This window comes from Streptomyces sp. NPDC015125, from assembly GCF_043080045.1.
Lineage (GTDB): Bacteria > Actinomycetota > Actinomycetes > Streptomycetales > Streptomycetaceae > Streptomyces.
Genome location: NZ_JBIBVF010000005.1, coordinates 54,468 through 71,804, shown reverse-complemented (window position 1 = coordinate 71,804; position 17,337 = coordinate 54,468). Strand labels below are relative to the sequence as shown.

Below are 17,337 nucleotides of genomic sequence, written 5' to 3'. Positions count from 1 at the left end.
TTCGGCGCTGGACGGTACGCCCCGGGCTGCCCGTCAGGCGCTTGACCATATCGAGGCATCCTGCCATAAAGGGTCTTTTTCAAGACGAATGCCTGAATGCGCACGTCCTGCGTATCTCATGCCCTGTGAACTGATCGTCGGCGTTGTATGCAGAGTGGTGCACGACGGTCGGCGATCGGGAGGGGCTCATGGCGCTCGGAGAGATCGGCCGCAGGAGCGAGACGATGCGGCTCCGAGCCGTGCTCGAACAGTCCCGCAGAGACCGCGGCCCCGTCGTAGCGGTCATCCGTGGCGAGCCGGGAGCGGGGAAGTCGTCGCTGCTCGACGCTTTCGGAGTGGAAGCGTCCGCGGCTGGTTTCCGCGTCGCCGTGGTGCGCGGGACGGGGGCGGAGGGCCGTCCGTACGCGGCAGCCCACCGGCTCATCGCCCAACTGCGAGCCGACGACGGGAACCTCGTGGAGGTCCAGCACCCTACGCCGCCCGGCGATGGCCCAGGGGGGCTGGTTGCCGCGGTCGCGACGGAACGGGACACCCCGGTCGCCCTGTGCGTGGACGACATGGCCCAGGTCGACAGCTGGTCCCTGCGGTGGTTGCTGGACCTGTCCCGGACGTTGCCGCCCGCACCGCTGGCGATCGTGCTCACGGTCAGGATCTGCGGCGCCGGGGCCGAGGCGGTCTCCGGCCCCGCGAACGGGACCTCGGACGAGCCCGGCACCGCACTCCTCGCCGCTGCCGAGCCCATCGACCTGCCGGGGCTGCGTACGAATGACCTGCCCGAAGCCGCCGCCGCACGATGCCGCGTCCGCCTCGACACGCGAACCGCCGCGGTGTGCGGCGAGCTCACCGGCGGCAATCCCGCCCTCCTGCACGCCCTGCTGACGCCGCATACCGGCAGCGCTCCCACGGCCGACGCACTGCGCACCACCGCCGCAGCGGGCGCCCTGGCAGGAGCCGACCGGTGGCTGGCGCCGCTGAGCACATCAGCCCTGGCCCTCGCGCGGGCGGTCGCTGTGCTCGGCGGCGGCGCCGAGGTCGTGGACAGCGCCGAGCTGGCCCGCCTGACGGTGGAGGAGGCGCTCGGTGCCGTTGACCAGCTCGTCGACGCCTGCCTCCTCGCCAATCGCACCCCGCTGGCCTTCCGTCACCCACTCCTCGAAGCCATGGTTCTCGGCCGTATCGCCGCCGGCACCCGAACCGCCCTGCACCTGCGGGCAGCGGCCCTGCTACGCGACCGGCAGGCCGCCACGACGACCATCGCGCACCACCTGGCCGCCGCCGGTCTCGTGGGACAGGAGTGGGCGATGCGCTGTCTGTGGCTGGCCGCACGCCAGCTGGAGCAGGAGGGCAGGCCCCAGGACGCGGCCCGCTACCTGCGGGCAGCGCTCCGCGAACCCCTGCGTCCCCACGAGAAGTCGGCCGTGCGCCGGGAACTCGCCGAGCTGGACGCCTTCGTCGACCCGGAGCGCGCCGTACGCCTCCTGGATGCCGCCCGATGCGAGTCCCACGACCCCGGTGTCGTGCTCGAATACGCGCTGGCGCTGGCCGCCGTACTGGCCGAGTGCGGCCGGGCCGAGGACGCCGTCACCGTGCTCGACGACGCCGCGGCCCGCCTCGGGCGGACTCCGGGGGACGGCTCCTGGCAGCTGCGGTTGCGTCTGCACAAGGCGTTCACCTGCAGGCGTGGCCCCCTGTGGCTGGCGCAGGCGGCGGACCCGCCGGGGAACCTGACCTGCCAGACCCCGCACCGGGGGAACGTGGGCCGGGAGCTCGCGGCGCTGCGCGCGGTACAAGCAGTCGACGCCGGGGCCGACCGGGGGGCGGCCGTCCGGCACGCCCGGCACAGCTTGCCCCGGGGCGAGGGGTGCGGATCGGCCGGCTCCGCCACCCTGCTGTGGCACACCTGCGGCGTACTGGTGGCAGCCGGTGAAGTGGCCGAGGCATGGATGCACTGTGGGCGCGGGCGCCAGGTTGCCGGCGCCCGCCCTGGCCGCTGGGACCACATCAAGGTCGAGCTGCTGCGTGCGACGGTCCTGCGGGCCCGAGGTGATCTCTCCGCCGCCGACGCCACCTTGACCCCCCTGGCCGACCGTCTGCTCGACTTCGCGGCCACCGGTCACCCCTCGGCCGTGACCGGCGTGGCCGCCCTCGCCGAGGTGCAGGTCCTCAAGGGCGCGGCCGACTCGGCTCGCTCCCTGCTCACCGAGAGCGGCCTGGACCGGGACCCGCTGCCATGGCGGCGGGACTCGGCGCACGCCCTGGCCGCGCGAGCGGCGGTCCACGAGAGCGACGACCCCGCCCGTGCCCTGGAGGACCTGCTCGCGGCAGGCGGCCTCCTGGAGGAGGCGGGGGTGCGGAACCCGGCGGTGCTGCCCTGGCGCTCCCGAGCTGCTCGCCTCCTTGCTGCACGGGGTGAACGCAAGGAGGCCGCCGAACTCGCAGGCGCCGAGGTGGCGGACGCCCGTCGCTGGGGCACACCGGAGTCCATCGGCACCGCATTGCACGCACTGGCCCTCACCGAGACCGGGGAGCGGCGCATTGACCTGCTCACGGATGCGGCCGGGATGCTCGCCCGGTCCCCGGGCCGCCTCCAACATGCCTTCGTGCAAACAGACTTGGGAGCTGCGCTGGCCGAGCTCGGGCACCGGGAGGCGGCCCGTGCCGAGTTGCTCTCGGCCCTCAGGCTCGCCCGCGCATGTGGTGCGGAGCCGCTGGCGCGGCGCGTCCAGGGTGCCTGGAGGTCGCTCCGGGGCACCGGCCGGGGAACTCCGGAACTCGCCGGGCCCCCCACTGCCGCGCCCGGTCCGGCGACTTCGGTGGAGCCGCCCGTTCACCCGGTGTCCGCCGTTCACCCGGTGTCCGCCGTTCACCCGGCGTCTGCCGTTCACTCCGCCCCGCACTCCGCCTCTCCGCTCCTGGATTGCCTGACGCCTCAGGAACGGAAGATCCTCCACCTCGCCAAGGACGGACACTCCAACCGCGACATCGCGGGCCGGCTCTTCGTCGCGGTACGCACCGTCGAGTTCCATCTCTCCGGTGCGTACCGCAAACTGGGCATCACGGGCCGCCGACAACTCGCCCAGGTGTTCAGCGGCGGCTGACGCCGAGGCGGTCAGCGCGGGCTCAGCGCGTTCCCTCCGCCCACTCGGTGCCGATCCGCCGCCACGCGGGCTCCTCGCGCCCGTCGGGTTCGGCGACGTACCGTTCGAAGCTGGTAACGGCCGACGTGTCGTGCACCGACTCCACGGTCCGCGACGCCAGGTGGCACAGCAGCCCGCGGTCCACGGGCCCCAGCCCCAATCGATTGAGGTGGAGGTACAGGTAGTTCATCACCAGGCGGAACGACGCGAACCAGGCGTCATCGACAAGGAAGTCCCGGTGCCCGTGGTCGGACAGCAGGAGCCGGTGGAACTCGCTGAGCCGGCGCGTCGGCATGCGCGGAGCCAGCGCCGCCCCGCCCATCGACACCTCGCCCGATGCGAGCAGCGGCTGCGCGATCCGCTGGTGCCGGCGCACGGCCCGCGCCCACTCCCGTACGAATGCCACCTCGGAGCCCGGGGGAGCGGCGCCCTCCGGCTCCGCGAGTGCCGCTTCCACGGCCCGCAACCGGGCGCCCAGAGCGGCTTCCTGCCGCCGGAACCGCTCGTCGAAGCGGGTGCGGTAGGCCACCGGGTCGTTCGTGCGGGACAGGAAGGCATCCGCGTGCGAGCGCAGGGACAGTACGCCCCGCTCGATCGGGTCCCTGCCGTCCTCGAACGGGATCGCCGCCGCCGTCGCCGTGGTCCACATCAGGTCCAGGGCCACTACCGACAGCGGGGTGGTGCGCAGCTGCTCGTACATCCGGAACGCCAGGTCGGTGGTGTCGGAGAGGAACCCGGCCAGCAGTTCGCTCGCCCGGAGCGAGCCGAGTACCTGCAGCCGGTGGTCGTACGGGCGCTCCACGACCGTGTTGTCCGCCACCCACGGACGGCGCGGCCCGGTCTCCATCTCCAGCTCCGCGAGCCGCTCGTGCACGGGCGCGAGCGCGGCGGAGTCCAAGCGGACGGTGGAAGGGCGGGCCCGCAGGTAGTCCGTGACGATACCCACCACCATGGGGCGCACTTGCTCACACCATGTCGCCTCCGGCGTACGGAAGTTGAGGCGGAGGTGTGGTCCACGCAGCCAGTGCCGGCCGAACCAGGCGCCGTGCACCCGGGCCCCGACCGAGGCAAACGCCGGCCGGACGGCCCCGAGGACCAGCTCCGGCTCCGCTGCCTCGTCATGGTGGTGGACGTGCAGGCTGTACCAGCACGCCTCAGCGGATCCGGTCATGCGACGCCCTGCGCCTCGGGCAGCTCGGACAGCACCCGCCCCACGAGGAACCGCAGCTGGTTCTCCTGCCACAGCGTCAGCCCGAGGCGGTTGTTCACCAGGTGGGCGCAGCGCAACAACACCAGGCTGGTGGCCGGGTGGGCGGTGGCCGCCAGGTCCAGCGGTTCCGCCAGTGGGGAGGCCGCCCAGTCGGCCACGAAACGGCCGGTCTCCTCCATGCGATGCAGCTCGTCGCGCAGCCGCCGCACCGAAGCCAGCCAGTATCCGCGCTGATCGTCTCCGGGCGGGCGGGCCGCCAGCTCCCAGGTGCGCCGGGCCCGCGCGTGCAACTGCTCCCGCTGGGCGCGGTAGCGCGGTTCGACGTCGGCCGCCTCGGGGCCGCTGCCGAACGGCAGCGGCGGCCCACCGTGGCGCGCCCACCGGTCGCGGATCTCGTCGCACAGGGCGAACACGCCCACCACCAGGTCGAACGCGAGCAGCGCCCGCTGCTCCACCGTGGTGCCTGCCGACACCACCGACAGTGCCAGCCGGCTCGACTCGCAGAAGTGCCGCTCCACAGCCGCGATGGCGGCGCCGTGGCCGTAGTCGGCGTGCTCACGCTCGTACGACAGGAACTCCGCGGTGTTGTTGGCCCGCACGACGTCGTCGTGGCCCGCGCGGCCCTCCAGCCCGGCCAGCCCCTGCGCGACCTGCGCGAAGCGGGAGCGGTCCACGACGTCCGGGGCGGGCGACCGTGCGAGGAACGCGCCGAGGTGACGCTCCACCACCGCTGCCACCTCGGCGTGGTCACGGGCACGGGACGGGAGCAGACGCAGGCGCACGTGCGGGCCGCCCTCCCAGTAACGCAGGAAGAAGTACCGCTGGGTCAGACCGCGTTGCTCCAGTTCCTTCACCACCGGCTCGACGCAGTGCGTCAGGAGCGCGTCCTGGTCGGTGTCGTAGAAGACGTGTGCGCACACCCAGTCCGCCGCCCGTGCGGTCGCCGGGTCCAGACGGGTGCCGTCGCCGTGTCCGTTCGTCATGGTCATCGTGTCCGTCCTTCGTTGATCTCGACGAGGAATTCGGTCACCCGGGGCCCGCTGCCGTCGTGGTCCGGCATGTCGGAGGGGCCGGGCAGGGCCTCCTGGAGGAACACCACCTGTCCCGCACCGGCGGCGAGCAGCCGCTCGAAGACCCCGATGAGCAGCAGGTTGGCGAAGTCCACGTAGAGCGGCTTGCGCGACTTGACCCGCCACACCTCCCCGCTGACCACCGACTGCGGGTCCAGGGCGCGCACGAAGCACCGCTGCGGCATCCGGTGCTCCGCCAGCCACCCGGCGAGCCGCAGCAGGAGAGAACGGTCGCTCTCGCCCTTCCCCCGCTTCGGTACGGCGCCCGGCGGGAGCACCCACTGCCGGCGGCTGACCGTCGTACGGCCCACGACCACCCGCGGCTCGGCCAGGACCGTGCCCACCTCGGTGAGGGACGGGTCGCCGAACATCCGCCGCCCGGGGATCAACAGGTTGGATGTGGCGCCGAAGGTCTGCATGAGCAGCCGCAGCGCGGGCGGCAGCCACAGCTCCGCGATCAGGTTGGGGTGGACGGGGCGTACCTCACCGGCGCGCCCTCGCGCGTGCAGGGTGAGCAGGCCGAGGCGGGAGTCGTGTCGAACGAGCAGGTCGCCCAGGCGGATACGGTGCTCGGGGGGCCGGTGGCTCAGCCCTCCGGGGTACTCGATCTCTTCGGCAATGGCCGACGCCCGCAGCCCCACGTTGCTGCCGAAGTGGCGGCAGGTGTCGGCATGGATGACACCCGGGGGCGGGGGAGCGGTGTCCACGGCCGTGTCCCGCACCGCGTCCGGGCCCGCCTGGGTGAGGAGCCGCCGGATGCGGTCACGTCCCCTGCCGTGCCCGGAGTTGACGGCGTTGACCACGAACTCGGGCGCCGAGCCGGCGCCGAGTGGCTGGCCGTAGTAGGCCACGGAGTCCGGCGCCCGCATCCATGCGGGCCGGCGCTCCACCACCGAGAGCAGCCGCTCGGGGCCGATCCGGACGACGCCCTGCGCATCGGCCGGAACGGTGCGCACCACCTCGCACAATTCGTGCCGCAGTGCAGCCAGTTCACCCAGCCGGGGAAGCCGGTGCTGGTGCATCGTCCGGTAACCGTGCACGGCGACCGAGAGCAGGGCGGGCAGCGCAGGGTCCTCGCGCAGCCATGTCTGGACCAGCCGGTGGAAGGTCAGGAACGGCACCGCTTTGCCGGGGCCGACGCGCTCGGCGAACAGATCGGCGAGCGCGACCCGTCCGGGAAGGCCGGGGTCGAGCACGGCGTAACACTGGCGCAAGGCATCCAGGTCCCGCAGAACCGGTGCCCAGGCGCGGCGGTCCGGTCCGGGGAAGGGCGCCGCCACCAGGGCGTTCTCGATGACGCTGTTCTTGGCGGGCAGACTGATCCGGTCCGGACCGATCAGGTCCCTGATCCGCCGGAGGGCTTCCTCGACGGCGTCGGTGGCGCGCACCCGCTGCGACGGATCGGTCAGGTGCGGGTAGCCCGCCAGGGTTTCGGCAATGACGGCGAGTTCCCGCTCGGCCCCGACGAGCTCCGGACTCGTCGCCCCGGCCAGCCAGGAGCGCACCTCGGCGACATGGTCGAGGGTCTGGTCGGCGAAGGGCCGCTCGGCCTCCAGCAGGCCCAGATCCTCCAGGCGCGCCAGGTACGCCGTGGCCGTGGCCGGGTCGCTCCCGGTGCGGCCCGCGATGATCCGGGCAGCTTCCTCGCGCGTGGGGCGGCCCTCGCGCACCACCTCCACGCACTCCCGCACCGCAGCCGCCCCGGGCAGGGTGCGCAGGGGCTCCTCGGCGCCCGTTCCCAGGAACTCCCAGCGTCCGTCGGTGAGCACGGCACTGGGGTTGAGGCGCAGCCGCCCGCGCCCGGCGAGTTCGGGGTGTGTGCCGAGTTCGCGTACGACCTGTTGGACGACCCATACGTTCAGCTCGGCGACCGTTCGCACCCCGGGACCGGCGGTCACCCGGTCCCCCTCACCGCCGCTCCACGTCCCCAGGCCGCTGGCGGTGAACGTGCTGAACGGGCTGGTCTTCATGCTCACCCGCGCCAGGTACTTGGCGAGCCGCAGCGCCAACGAGCGCTCCGGTGCGCGCTCGTCGGAGCGCGCGAGCCACTTGCGCACCTCGGCAAGGAGCACCGGACTGCTCAGGACGAGTCCCTGCTGGAAACCGGGATCGGACGCCGCCTTGCGCAGCAGTACCTGCTGGGTGCACAGATGGTGACCGATCAGGTCGTCCAGCCGGATCACCGCCTCCTGGTGGCCGGCCCGCAGCCGCGCCCAGGCTTCCACCTCGTCGACGACGGCCCGGGGGAGCACCGCCCGAACGCCGTCGTTCCAGTGGCGCTCGGCGAGGGGACGGCGATTGTGAATGGCCCTCCGCACGGCCACCAACAGCGGCTTGGCGGAACCACCCCGCCCGATCTGCGCGTAGAGGCTGTCCGACAACACGGATGCCCGGACGTCGAGATGGCGTTCCAGGTCGCGCACGGCCTCGGCCTGGCGCCACAAATCCGGCGAGCGCAGGTCGTCCAGCGTGGGTGCGGGCAGCCCGCCGATCCGTACGCCGAAGGTGTCCGGTGTGGTGAAGTCCTCGGTCATGGCGGCTCCAGTCACGGGAGAGCGGAAACGCGGGGGGCGTGGGGGGCGCGGGGACGTCACGGGAACGGGTGCGGGTGCGGGTTGATCTCCTCCTCGGTCAACGGCTCGCCACGACGGCCGAGTTCGGAGGGGAGCCGCAGCAGCCGGGGAAGCCCGTGGGTGCGGCGCATCCGGTGCCCGAATGTCATCGGCAGCAGCCCCGGCACGATCACCTTTGCGCAGGCCAGTCCGCCCGCCCGGTGCTCGTCCGTGGTCTGGTCGACCACGACGACGTCCATGCCCCGGTCGGTGAATCGGGCCACCGCCTCGGCCAGGTCGTCGCGGATGTCCCCGCCGCGCGGCCGACAGGTGGCGTGCGCGAACGCCTCCTCGACCGGCAGGCCGCCCCTCTCGGAGTCACCGTCGTCGCCGAGCAGGAAGGCGAACCGGCCGAACGCGGCCGGATGGCAGTACAGCAGCGCGTGGTCACGCATCTCGCGCACCAGCTCCGGCTCGTCGACCATCGCCGCGATGCGGTCCCGCTCCTCGCGGAAGGCGGCCCGGTTCCACCCCAGGTTCGCCGCCAGTTCCAACAGGCCGTTCCTCAGGGCGCATTCGGGATCGAAGTGCGCCCCTGCGGCGCAGACCGCGGCAGGCTCGTCGGGCCGGCCCGGTCCGCCCGGACGTATGGCCATCACCCATGCCGTGGGGATGCCGTGCTCCGGGGTGGTGGCGAAGGCCAGCACCCGGTGGCCGCTGTCCTGCCGGATGCGCTCGGTGAGCGCACCGACGCGGGGGTCGGACACCGTCCGCAGGTCGACCCGCGGCACGGGGAGGCGGGCGTACCAGGTCAGCAGGAACGCGTCCCGCTCGGCGAGTTCGACCAGCCCGTGCAGCGCCGCCTCCTCCAGGCAGCCGCCCAGCGCGCACCCGTTGGACACCTCGTACGCCAGGGGCCGGGCCGCCGGGTTGCCGTGCCGGGTGCGGTAGTACGCGTAGTCCTCCGGTACCAGGACGGGGGCGTCACGGGCGAAGGAGTGCCCCCACACCCAATTGAGCTCCAGGCCCGGATCGTAGGGCCGATAGGGGAAGTCCGGCTCGGCGTACCGCTCGGCCGGATACAGGCCGAGGTCGACCGGGCACAGCGCCCGGTCCGAGACCTCCGCGTAGCCGGACCGCACTGTCGTCCGGCGCCCGCCGGGCCGGGCCCCGCCCAGCCGCTCCAGGGCCTCGGCGAGCGCGGTGCGGGCGCAGGCCGCGTAGTCCAGGTCGCGCCCGAAACCGGCCTCCTGCTCCCCGCCCGGCAGGTGCAACGGGGCGGAGACCATGGGATACGGGTAGTCGGTCCGCACGTCGAGCTGCCGGACCAGTCCCGTGCGCCCGTCGACATACCGGGCGACCAGCTCCTCCCAGCCGGCTCTCAGGTCGCGCACGCGAGGGACGGCCGGGTCGGGCTTGGGCCGGGGCCGCTCCATGAGGACGGGCGGCCGGTCCTCCGGGAGCCCGCCGCACCAGGGGCACGCCGGGTCGGGCAGGAAGGGGTGCACGTCGATGGCCATGGTCGTCAACGACAGGAAGGCGAGGGCGTTGTCGGTCAACCGCCCGGTGGTGGCTCTCAGATCGCTCTCGACGAGCGTGGCGGCCGTTTCGCACGCCCAGGTGGTGAGGACCGGTGACGCACGGTCGGCGAGCCGGTCGCCGTGCCGCTCCAGGAGAGCCGCGCGGGGGCTGTCCTTGCCGAGAGCCCGTTGCCGGCGGGTCCGGGCGCACCGGGCGCAGCCGGCCCGGCCCGGGACGGTCGTCGGGCCGACCACCAGCAGGCCGAGCTCGACCCGTACCGGTAGCCAGGGGACGTCGGAACGCGGTGGCTCGGTGGCGGTCACCCAGCGGTCCTCGGCCGTGACGACCGCCTCACATGCGAGGTCCTTCTTCGGCACCAGCCGGTTCGTACGTGCCAAGGCGGCGCGGATCGTCGAGGCCAGGAGGCCCGTGCCGACGACGGCGAGCTGGGCCGCGCGGGCCGTCGCGGGTCCGGCGGTGCGAGCCGGGCGGAGGGTTTCGGCGGCCCGTCCGGTGCGGGCAGCTGCCGCTGCGTCGGTCAACGTCACTTCCTCGTCGTCGGGGGGACGCCGCGTTCGGCGGGCGCGACGCCCGCCGAACGCGACAGTGCTGCCGCTCGGTTCAGCAGCAGCAGCAGGAACAGCAGCTCGCCGGGGTACCGGTGGACGTGCAGTTGGACGCGCCGATCTCGACCATGGCGTGGCCCACGTTCACGGCTTCCAGGCTCGCGCCCGGCGAGGTCGGAAGGATGTCCAGCTCGTCCGCACTGAGGTCGGCGAGGTCGAGGACGAGTTCGTTCTGCATCGCGATCCCCTTTCTCCTTGGATGGATGAGAAGTTGGCCAGTCACTGGTTGTTCTGCATCCTGCGGTCCACGAGTGTGCGGTGTCTTCACGGTCCGACCGCAGGACCGGCCGTAGCCCGGACTACGGGCGCGCGGCCGTGGACCAGCCGTAGGCCGGCTGCGGCCCGTCCCGCGAGGCACCGCAGGTGCGGTTCACCAGGTGAGCTGTGGCTCGTACTGGGCGGTGGGCCGACGGCGTCCCACGATGAGGGTGAAGACCGGTACCTGGGCGGCGTCCAGGCCGATCAGGTCCCTGACCATCCCGTCGTGGTACCCGTTGGTGATCCGTGCGGACAGCCCGGCCGCGGCGGCGAGCACGCTGACCCGCTGGGCGACGATCCCGGCCTCCTGGTGCAGCACGCGGTACCCCCGGGCCCCGAACCACCGTTCCCCGGCCATCCGGTCGGCGGTGAGGAACACGAGGGCGTCGGCCTTCGCCGCGTTCACCGCCGGAGTCCGCTCGCACAGCATGCCGACCACGGCGCGCCAGTCCCGCGCCGGCAGCCGCAGCAGCGCGGGCGGCGTCGTGGTGGCGTCCAGACGGTACAGCCCGGGGGAGACCCGCTCCGTGCCGAGCACGAGGACATAGGCGTCCAGGAGGGGGCGGCACGATACCGCCGTATGGTCGGACGGGACGGGCTCCAGCGCGTACCGCAGGGCCGACGCCAGCCGTTCGAAGGCCACGGGCCGGGCGTCCGGGAGAAACATCCGCCCGCCCGAGTCCCGGGCACGCAGCGCGGCGGCCAGGTCCACACCACCGGCTCCGGGCTCCGGCCCCACCAGTCCGAGGACGCCGTCCGGGGCCGACGCCTCGACGGGCAGGTGAAAGTCGTCGGGGGCGACGGGAGTGCCGGGGCCCGCGAGCCGGGCGGCGAGGTCGAGCGCGGTCAGACCGGACCACGCGCCGTCGGGTGTGCGGCCGCTCTGTACGTGAACAGGGTGAATCTCCGGCAAATCGCAAGGCGAGCACGGCTGTTGAGGAGAGCTGACCGGCGCCGGCCCCGCCTCCCCGGCCGGGGCCAGGTCGAGCACGGCGAACGCCGTCTCCTCCACCCCGTCGAGCCCCAGCGCACGGTTGACCACCGCGTCGTCGAAGCGATAGTGGACCCTCCCGCGGAGCCCGAGCGCCGCACCGGTCAGCAGCGCGTTCCCGACCGTCATCCCCGCTTCCTGCGCACACAGCCGGTACGCGTAGTCCCGGTAGCGGAACGCGGTCTTGCGGAACCAGACCGAGGCCACAAGGAGTCCGGTCCCTGCGCGTACTCCCGCGCCGATGCGCACCGCGTCCGGTACTCCGCCCCCGCGCAGCAGCGTCACGGAGTGGTGCGCCGGGTTGTAGTGGTAGCACCCGGCGGGCAGGTCGCCCGCCGGACGCGCCAGCCACAGGTACAGCTCCACGGGGTGGAAACACCGTGCGGAGGCGACCATCCGGTGGTAGGGCCACACGGCATGCGGACCGAGCTCGATCCGGCCGATCCCGTACGTCCAGTACAGCAGCGCGGAGAGCGTGCGCTGGTCCAGGACGCCGAGGGCGGGGGCGCCCTGCGGGTGGGCTTCGCCGAACGCGGCGAAGGACCAGCGCGCGTCCCCGATCCGCCGCGCCGGCTCGGGAAGTACCTGGCGGGGCAGCCCGCGATACGTCTTGACCGGCAGCGGGTCGTCCGGGCCGCCCTCTTCGCCGTGGCCCTCGGCGAAGAGGTCCTGGACACCCTCGAAGGTCCGCCACCAGAACCGTAGTCCGACGGAACTCTGCAGCCCGTCGGTGGCGCTACGCATGGCCCCGTGCCTCCGCCCGCAGCTCCGCTCCCGCCGTCTCCTCCCCGGTCTCGTCGGCGATGACGACGCGCACGAGGAAGGGCAGCAACTCGTGCACCGCCGGATCGTGGTCGAGCGGCACCACGAGCGGACGCGCCCCTCGCGACCGCAACGCCTCGACCATCCGCCCGGGCCCTGCCGGGACCGGCAGCTCGGCACTCTCGTCGGACGTGACAGGGGTCCCGAGCCGACCCAACCGGGCGGGTGCGTAGGCCGGTTCGTCCGTCATCGCCGACTGGCGGTCGAGCAGGACGGCGCGGAGCCCCTCGACGACCGCCTCGTCCCCGCAGGTCGCGGCGGCCGGGCGGCCGCCCTGCCACCAAGCGAGGACGGGTACGCCCAGGGCCTCGCCGATGTCGGCCGCCTCGACCGAGCCGCGCGAGGCATGCAACAGGTCGAGGAGCCGCCGTGCCCCGGGGGCCAGGGCGTCGGGCTCCAGCCGCACGGGCCGAGGCCGCGACCGCCCCTGCGCCACGTCGCGCAGGGCCAGGCGTACGCAGTGCTGGGCAAGGCCGTCCGCCACGGCATCGTGCCAGCTGAGCCGGGCGGCCACTCCGACCTCGTGGTCCGTGGCGAACACCCGGCTCGCCGCCACCGCCTCGGCGCGCCGCTCGTCCGGGGACCAACCCCACACGGTGCCCCCAGGCCCGTAGCGGCGGTCATCGGGGTGGTGCGCGGCGTACGAGGCGAGCCCGCGCAGCGCGGCGTCCCGGCGTGCCTCGGCGAACCCCGTCCCCGCCCCGTGGACGGGCGCGGCGCCCCCCGCGCGCGGCACCGCCTCGGTCACGTGGAGCGGCACCTGGGTGAACGCTCCCTCGTCGAGGGCGCGCAGGACACCGACGTACGGGTCGAAGCAACGGGCCGCGCGCCGGGAGAACGTGTGGTCGTCCAGCGGTGCCGTGGCGCAGAGCCGTTCGAGGCGCCGCGTGAACTCCTCCCGCGTCTCCGCCTGGGCGGGGGCTGCCGCCGGGTGGGGCAGGGGCGTATGCGTGGAGGTGCGCAGGGTCTCCAGATCGATCCGTGTCACCTTCCGTGCACCGTCCGCGGCACCCTTGCCGTCGGCGATCCCGGTGAGTGCCGTGAACGCCGCCAGACCCAGGTGCGAGGCGACCACCGCGGCGGCGGGTCCGGTGAGGAAGGCGTTCGGCCGGAACGGTCCGCGGGCGTCGAGCCGCAGCCATGCCGACCGCCAGGCGGCTCCGGCCGGCCCCAGCCACGCGACATCGTCCACCACCAGCCCCTGCACCAGCAGCGTGCCTGTCTCCCGGCACAGCTCGTCGAGCCGCATGGCCCGGTCGACGGCGGTACCGTCCGCGATGTGGAGCACCGCTTTCGCCTGACCGATGAGCCGGTCCAAATCCCCTTCGTCATAAAGGATGTGACGTAGGGTCTGCACCGGATCGCGTACGGCGGCTTCGGCCGTGAGCTCCGCCAGGCGCTCGGTGTGGGTGACGGGCTCCTCGGTACGAACGGCTCGCAGGTTCCGCACCCCGGAGCGCAGCGCCGAGCAGACCAGCGAGACGAACACGGGGCCCGCGCCCATCACCACCATCTCGCTGTCGCGGTAGGTCTCGAACCGCCGCGCCGCGGAGTCACCGTGGTACTCGATGAACGCGATCTCGGATGCGTATGTCTCCAGCTCCCGCCGTGTGAGCCGGTGCGGGAGATCCGCCCGCGCATCGATGAGGCAGCCGGCGGCGTGCAATTGACCCACGAGGGCGTGCACGACCTGCCGCTTGTCTTCGGGCAGCCGCCCGACCAGGTCGTCGAGTTCGACCGAACCGTCGAGGTAGGGCGCGAGCCGGTCCAGCCACTGGTAGGCGGACCTGCCGCGCAGGGCGAGGTCGGCACCGGCGCCGAAGACGTGGACGCCGTCGGGGGTCGGCACGTACAGCACATCGGACTTGAGTCGGGGGCGCATCATCCGCCTTCGGGGCCGGGCGTCCGCCACTCCGGGTCCGATGTGTCATCGGACCCGGAGCCGGAACCTGTAGTCGGTCGGGGCCCAGCCGAGTATCGGGGCGGTTCGAGGCCATGTCTTCACGGTCGGGCCACAGGACCTCCCGCAGGTTTCGGTCACCGATGGGTCGCCCACCGATTCCCGCCCGGGCAGCCGGCACAGGAGGAGACGCCCTCGCCCCCTCGCATGCGTCCCCTCGTATGCGTCCCCCCCCCCGCATATGTCCCCCCCCCCGCATACGTCCCCCCGCATACGTCCCCCTCGTGCAGGGCACCCCGGGCCGGCGCAAACCGCCGCACCGGCCCGGATCGCTCCGCCCTCCCTGCCCATCGGACATGCCGCCGTCGGTATTTCGTGAATCCGCTAGTGTTCGTCCATGTTTCAGACGAGATTCACCGAGATGTTCGGTCTTGCCCATCCGGTGATGTCGGCTCCCATGGCCCTGCACAGCGGCGGCACGCTGGCTGCCGCGGTCTCCGCCGCCGGCGCACTCGGCTGTTTCGGGGGCACGCATCCCCGGAAGGGGCCCGACTGGATCCGTGCGGAGATCGCGACCATCCGTGCCACGACGGACCGGCCGTTCGCGGTCGGGTTCATCACGCCGTTCCTCCCTTTCACCGAGCCGCTGTTCGACGCCACACTGGAGGAGCGGCCGGCGGCCGTCGCCTTGTCGTTCGCCGATCCCCAGCCGTGGCTTGCCCGGGCCAAGGACGCGGGAGCCCGCGTGATGTGCCAGGTCCAGAACTACGAGGACGCCGAGGCGGCCGTTGCCGCAGGGGCCGATGTCCTCGTGGCGCAGGGGAACGAGGCCGGCGGCCACACCGGGATGCTGGGCCTGCTGCCGTTCCTGACCGGGATCGTGCGGAGGTACCCCGATGTCCCGGTGCTGGCCGCAGGCGGCATCGGCGACGGCCGAACGCTCGCGGCGGTCCTCACCGCCGGTGCGGACGGCGCCTGGCTGGGCACGGCGTTCCTCGCGACACCCGAGGCGGTCGAGGTGCACGACATCCACAAACGCCTGATCGTCGAGAGCGACGGCGGCGACACCGTGTGGACACGGGCCTACGACATCGTGTCAGGACTGCCGTGGCCCGCAGGTATCGGCGAACGCGTCCGCCGCAACCGCTTCACCGACGAGTGGTCGGAGCGCGAATCAACGCTGCGGGACCGCGCGGAGGAACTCAGGCCCGAGGAAGGAGCCAACCCCTTCGGGGCCCCGCCCGACCCCGACACGAGCGAGGTCATCTACGGTCAGTCGGCATCCTTCGTCGACGGCATCCGCCCGGCCGCCGACGTGGTCCGCGCGATCAGCGACGAGGCCGAAGCGATCCTGGACTCGCGGCCCCGCTCGCTGCTCGGCCGGCCGTCAACCTGACCGGCGTGGCAGCCGGCCCCCGCGGGAACGGCCGCGCCGGGCTCCGCCTCCTCGCCGGAGTTACCCGGGTACATGACCTGGACGTCACTCAGCAGACCGTCCACCAGGTCGTCCAGGTCGAGTCGCTTCTCCACCGAGAGCAGGCCGGTCAGCCCGGCGCGAAGGGTGACCCGGGGCGGTGCGAGGAGCTTGCAGCAGTCCTCGTCCGGCAGCACGGAGATCTCCGCGGTGCCGAGGGACCGGGCCTCGTCGATGATCTCCTGCTTCTCCCAGCCGACCAGCGGCCGCAGCACCGGCAGGGTTGCCGCCTCGTCGACGGCCGCCATGTTCGCCAGGGTCTGGCTGGCCACCTGCCCCAGGCTGTCACCCGTCACCAGTGCCTCCGCCCGGGTCCGGCCCGCCAGCGCGGAAGCGGCGCGGACCATCAGCCGTCGCTGCGCGACGACCTGGAGCCGGCCGGCCCCCGCGATGGCCAGCTGCTTCTGGGCGTGGCCGAGTGCGATGACATGCAGCTGCCCACCGGGCTGGTACCGATTGAGCTCACGGGCGAGGGCGTAAGCCTTGTACACGGAAGCGGCGTTCGTGTACGGAGCGCCGGTGAAGTGCACGAAGTCGCAGTGCAGGCCGCGGCGCATGGCCCGGTGGGCCGCTACCGGTGAGTCGTAGCCGCCGGAGAGCAGCACCAGGGCGCGTCCGCTGGAGCCCACGGGCAGTCCGCCCGGTCCCTGATGGCGGCTCCAGGAGACGTAGCTCTCCTTGTGGTCGATCTCGACCGAGACCAGTACGTCGGGGCTGGAGAGGTTCACCGGCAGGGGACCGAGGGCTTCCCGGACGCGGGCCCCGAGAAAGCGCTCGAACTGCGAGGAGGTCATCTCGAAGCTCTTGTTCCGCCGCTTGACCCGCACGGCGAAACTGATTCCGGGCCGTTCCGCGCGAGCGGCGGCGAGCGCCTCCACGGCCGTCCCGGTGATGTCCGACACGGTGCTCGGAACGCGCAGGGCAGGCTCCACCGAGTTGAACCCGATCACCCGCCGGGCGCGCTCCACGAGGTCCTCCAAGGGGACCTCGCCGCCGAGCACGGTGACGTTCTGGCCGGCCTTGATCCATGTGGAACCGCCGATACCGCGCAGGGCGCCGCGGAGATTGTCGTGCAGCCGCTCGGTGAACAGGTGCCGGTTGCGGCCCTTGAGGAAGATCTCACCGTGCTTGAGCAGGACACAGGGCCCGCTGGGGTGGGGCGCTCCGGGGGAGGGGATGGCGGGAATGCTCGGTTCGCCGGGCACGAAACTCTCCTTCGCGAGTCGTCGTGAGGGCCGGCGCCGGGCCGCGAACGGGGCGCGGGCCCGCCCGTCCCCGTCATACGCAGGGCCGGGTGGAACACACCACTCGCTCAGCGGTCCCGCCGCCGGGACGCGTGGATCCGTGCGCGGTGATCACACCCCGCACGAGCAGTGGCAGGTCTTCGGACTCGTGGGCACATCCCGAAGGGCGGGACACCTACTGGCCGTCGCTTCCCGGGTCACCTGCGTGCCCAGTGCTTCATGACGGCGGTCGTTCCCACTCACCGCTGCGAGGCAGTCCCGGACTCCCACCGGGTTCCCTCTTGCGACACCCCGTCTGGCGGGCGGGGCGAACCAGCTGCCGGTCCAGAGTAGACAAGGTGGCGCGCATTGCGTGAACCAGACCTTGACTCTCCGCTGTGAGCCGGGATGGCTGATTCGAGACTCTGTCGGGTAGGGGGACGATGCGTCACTCTGAGAGGAGTCATGGGTACTTCAACTGGCCAACTGCGTGCCGAGCTTGGGGGAGCCGGTGGCCTACGTTCCTCTTCTCAAGGGCAAGGCGGGGGAGTTT

Annotated in this window: 9 protein-coding genes, 1 pseudogene and 1 riboswitch; of the genes and pseudogenes, 2 read left to right on the top strand and 8 right to left on the bottom strand. The window is 72.8% G+C overall.

The annotated features are described in order from the left end of the window. The first annotated feature begins 188 nt into the window (after nt 1-188). On the top strand, nt 189-3,098 hold the full coding sequence (locus ACF088_RS14540; RefSeq protein ID WP_392376099.1) for a LuxR C-terminal-related transcriptional regulator: 2,910 nt from the start codon (nt 189-191) through the stop codon (nt 3,096-3,098). Between the two features lie 22 nt (nt 3,099-3,120). Here the strand turns inward: ACF088_RS14540 and ACF088_RS14535 are convergent, their stop codons facing one another. From ACF088_RS14535 to ACF088_RS14505, 7 genes are all read right to left on the bottom strand, one after another. Further along, nucleotides 3,121-4,308 carry a thiopeptide maturation pyridine synthase gene (locus ACF088_RS14535; RefSeq protein WP_392376097.1) on the bottom strand — a complete coding sequence of 396 codons (1,188 nt, stop codon included), beginning with the start codon at nt 4,306-4,308 and terminating at the stop codon, nt 3,121-3,123. After that, a complete protein-coding gene (locus tag ACF088_RS14530; protein ID WP_392376096.1) occupies nt 4,305-5,336 on the bottom strand; it encodes a thiopeptide-type bacteriocin biosynthesis protein in 1,032 nt (343 codons plus the stop codon). Before ACF088_RS14530 ends, ACF088_RS14535 begins: the two co-directional genes overlap by 4 nt. After that, on the bottom strand, nt 5,333-7,951 hold the full coding sequence (locus ACF088_RS14525; RefSeq protein WP_392376095.1) for a lantibiotic dehydratase: 2,619 nt from the start codon (nt 7,949-7,951) through the stop codon (nt 5,333-5,335). Before ACF088_RS14525 ends, ACF088_RS14530 begins: the two co-directional genes overlap by 4 nt. A 56-nt stretch (nt 7,952-8,007) precedes the next feature. Then, nucleotides 8,008-10,032, bottom strand: coding sequence for a TOMM precursor leader peptide-binding protein (locus ACF088_RS14520; protein WP_392376093.1), 2,025 nt, complete (start codon nt 10,030-10,032; stop codon nt 8,008-8,010). Between the two features lie 79 nt (nt 10,033-10,111). Further along, nucleotides 10,112-10,294, bottom strand: a complete 183-nt coding sequence (locus ACF088_RS14515; protein WP_392376092.1) for a hypothetical protein — start codon at nt 10,292-10,294, stop codon at nt 10,112-10,114. Nucleotides 10,295-10,486: 192 nt separating this feature from the next. Beyond that, nucleotides 10,487-12,109, bottom strand: a complete 1,623-nt coding sequence (locus tag ACF088_RS14510; protein WP_392376090.1) for a SagB family peptide dehydrogenase — start codon at nt 12,107-12,109, stop codon at nt 10,487-10,489. Beyond that, nucleotides 12,102-14,069, bottom strand: a complete 1,968-nt coding sequence (locus ACF088_RS14505) for a hypothetical protein (RefSeq protein ID WP_392376089.1) — start codon at nt 14,067-14,069, stop codon at nt 12,102-12,104. Before ACF088_RS14505 ends, ACF088_RS14510 begins: the two co-directional genes overlap by 8 nt. Before the next feature lie 415 nt (nt 14,070-14,484). Between ACF088_RS14505 and ACF088_RS14500 the strand changes: the two are divergent. Beyond that, nucleotides 14,485-15,357: pseudogene (locus ACF088_RS14500) on the top strand (NAD(P)H-dependent flavin oxidoreductase); the annotation flags it as partial. A gap of 2 nt (nt 15,358-15,359) precedes the next feature. Here the strand turns inward: ACF088_RS14500 and thiI are convergent. Continuing rightward, nucleotides 15,360-16,766: a tRNA uracil 4-sulfurtransferase ThiI gene (gene thiI / locus ACF088_RS14495; RefSeq protein WP_392376088.1), complete on the bottom strand. Its 1,407-nt coding sequence runs from the start codon at nt 16,764-16,766 to the stop codon at nt 15,360-15,362. A 152-nt stretch (nt 16,767-16,918) separates the two neighbouring features. Then, nucleotides 16,919-17,137, bottom strand: a riboswitch (cobalamin riboswitch). Nucleotides 17,138-17,337 lie beyond the last annotated feature (200 nt).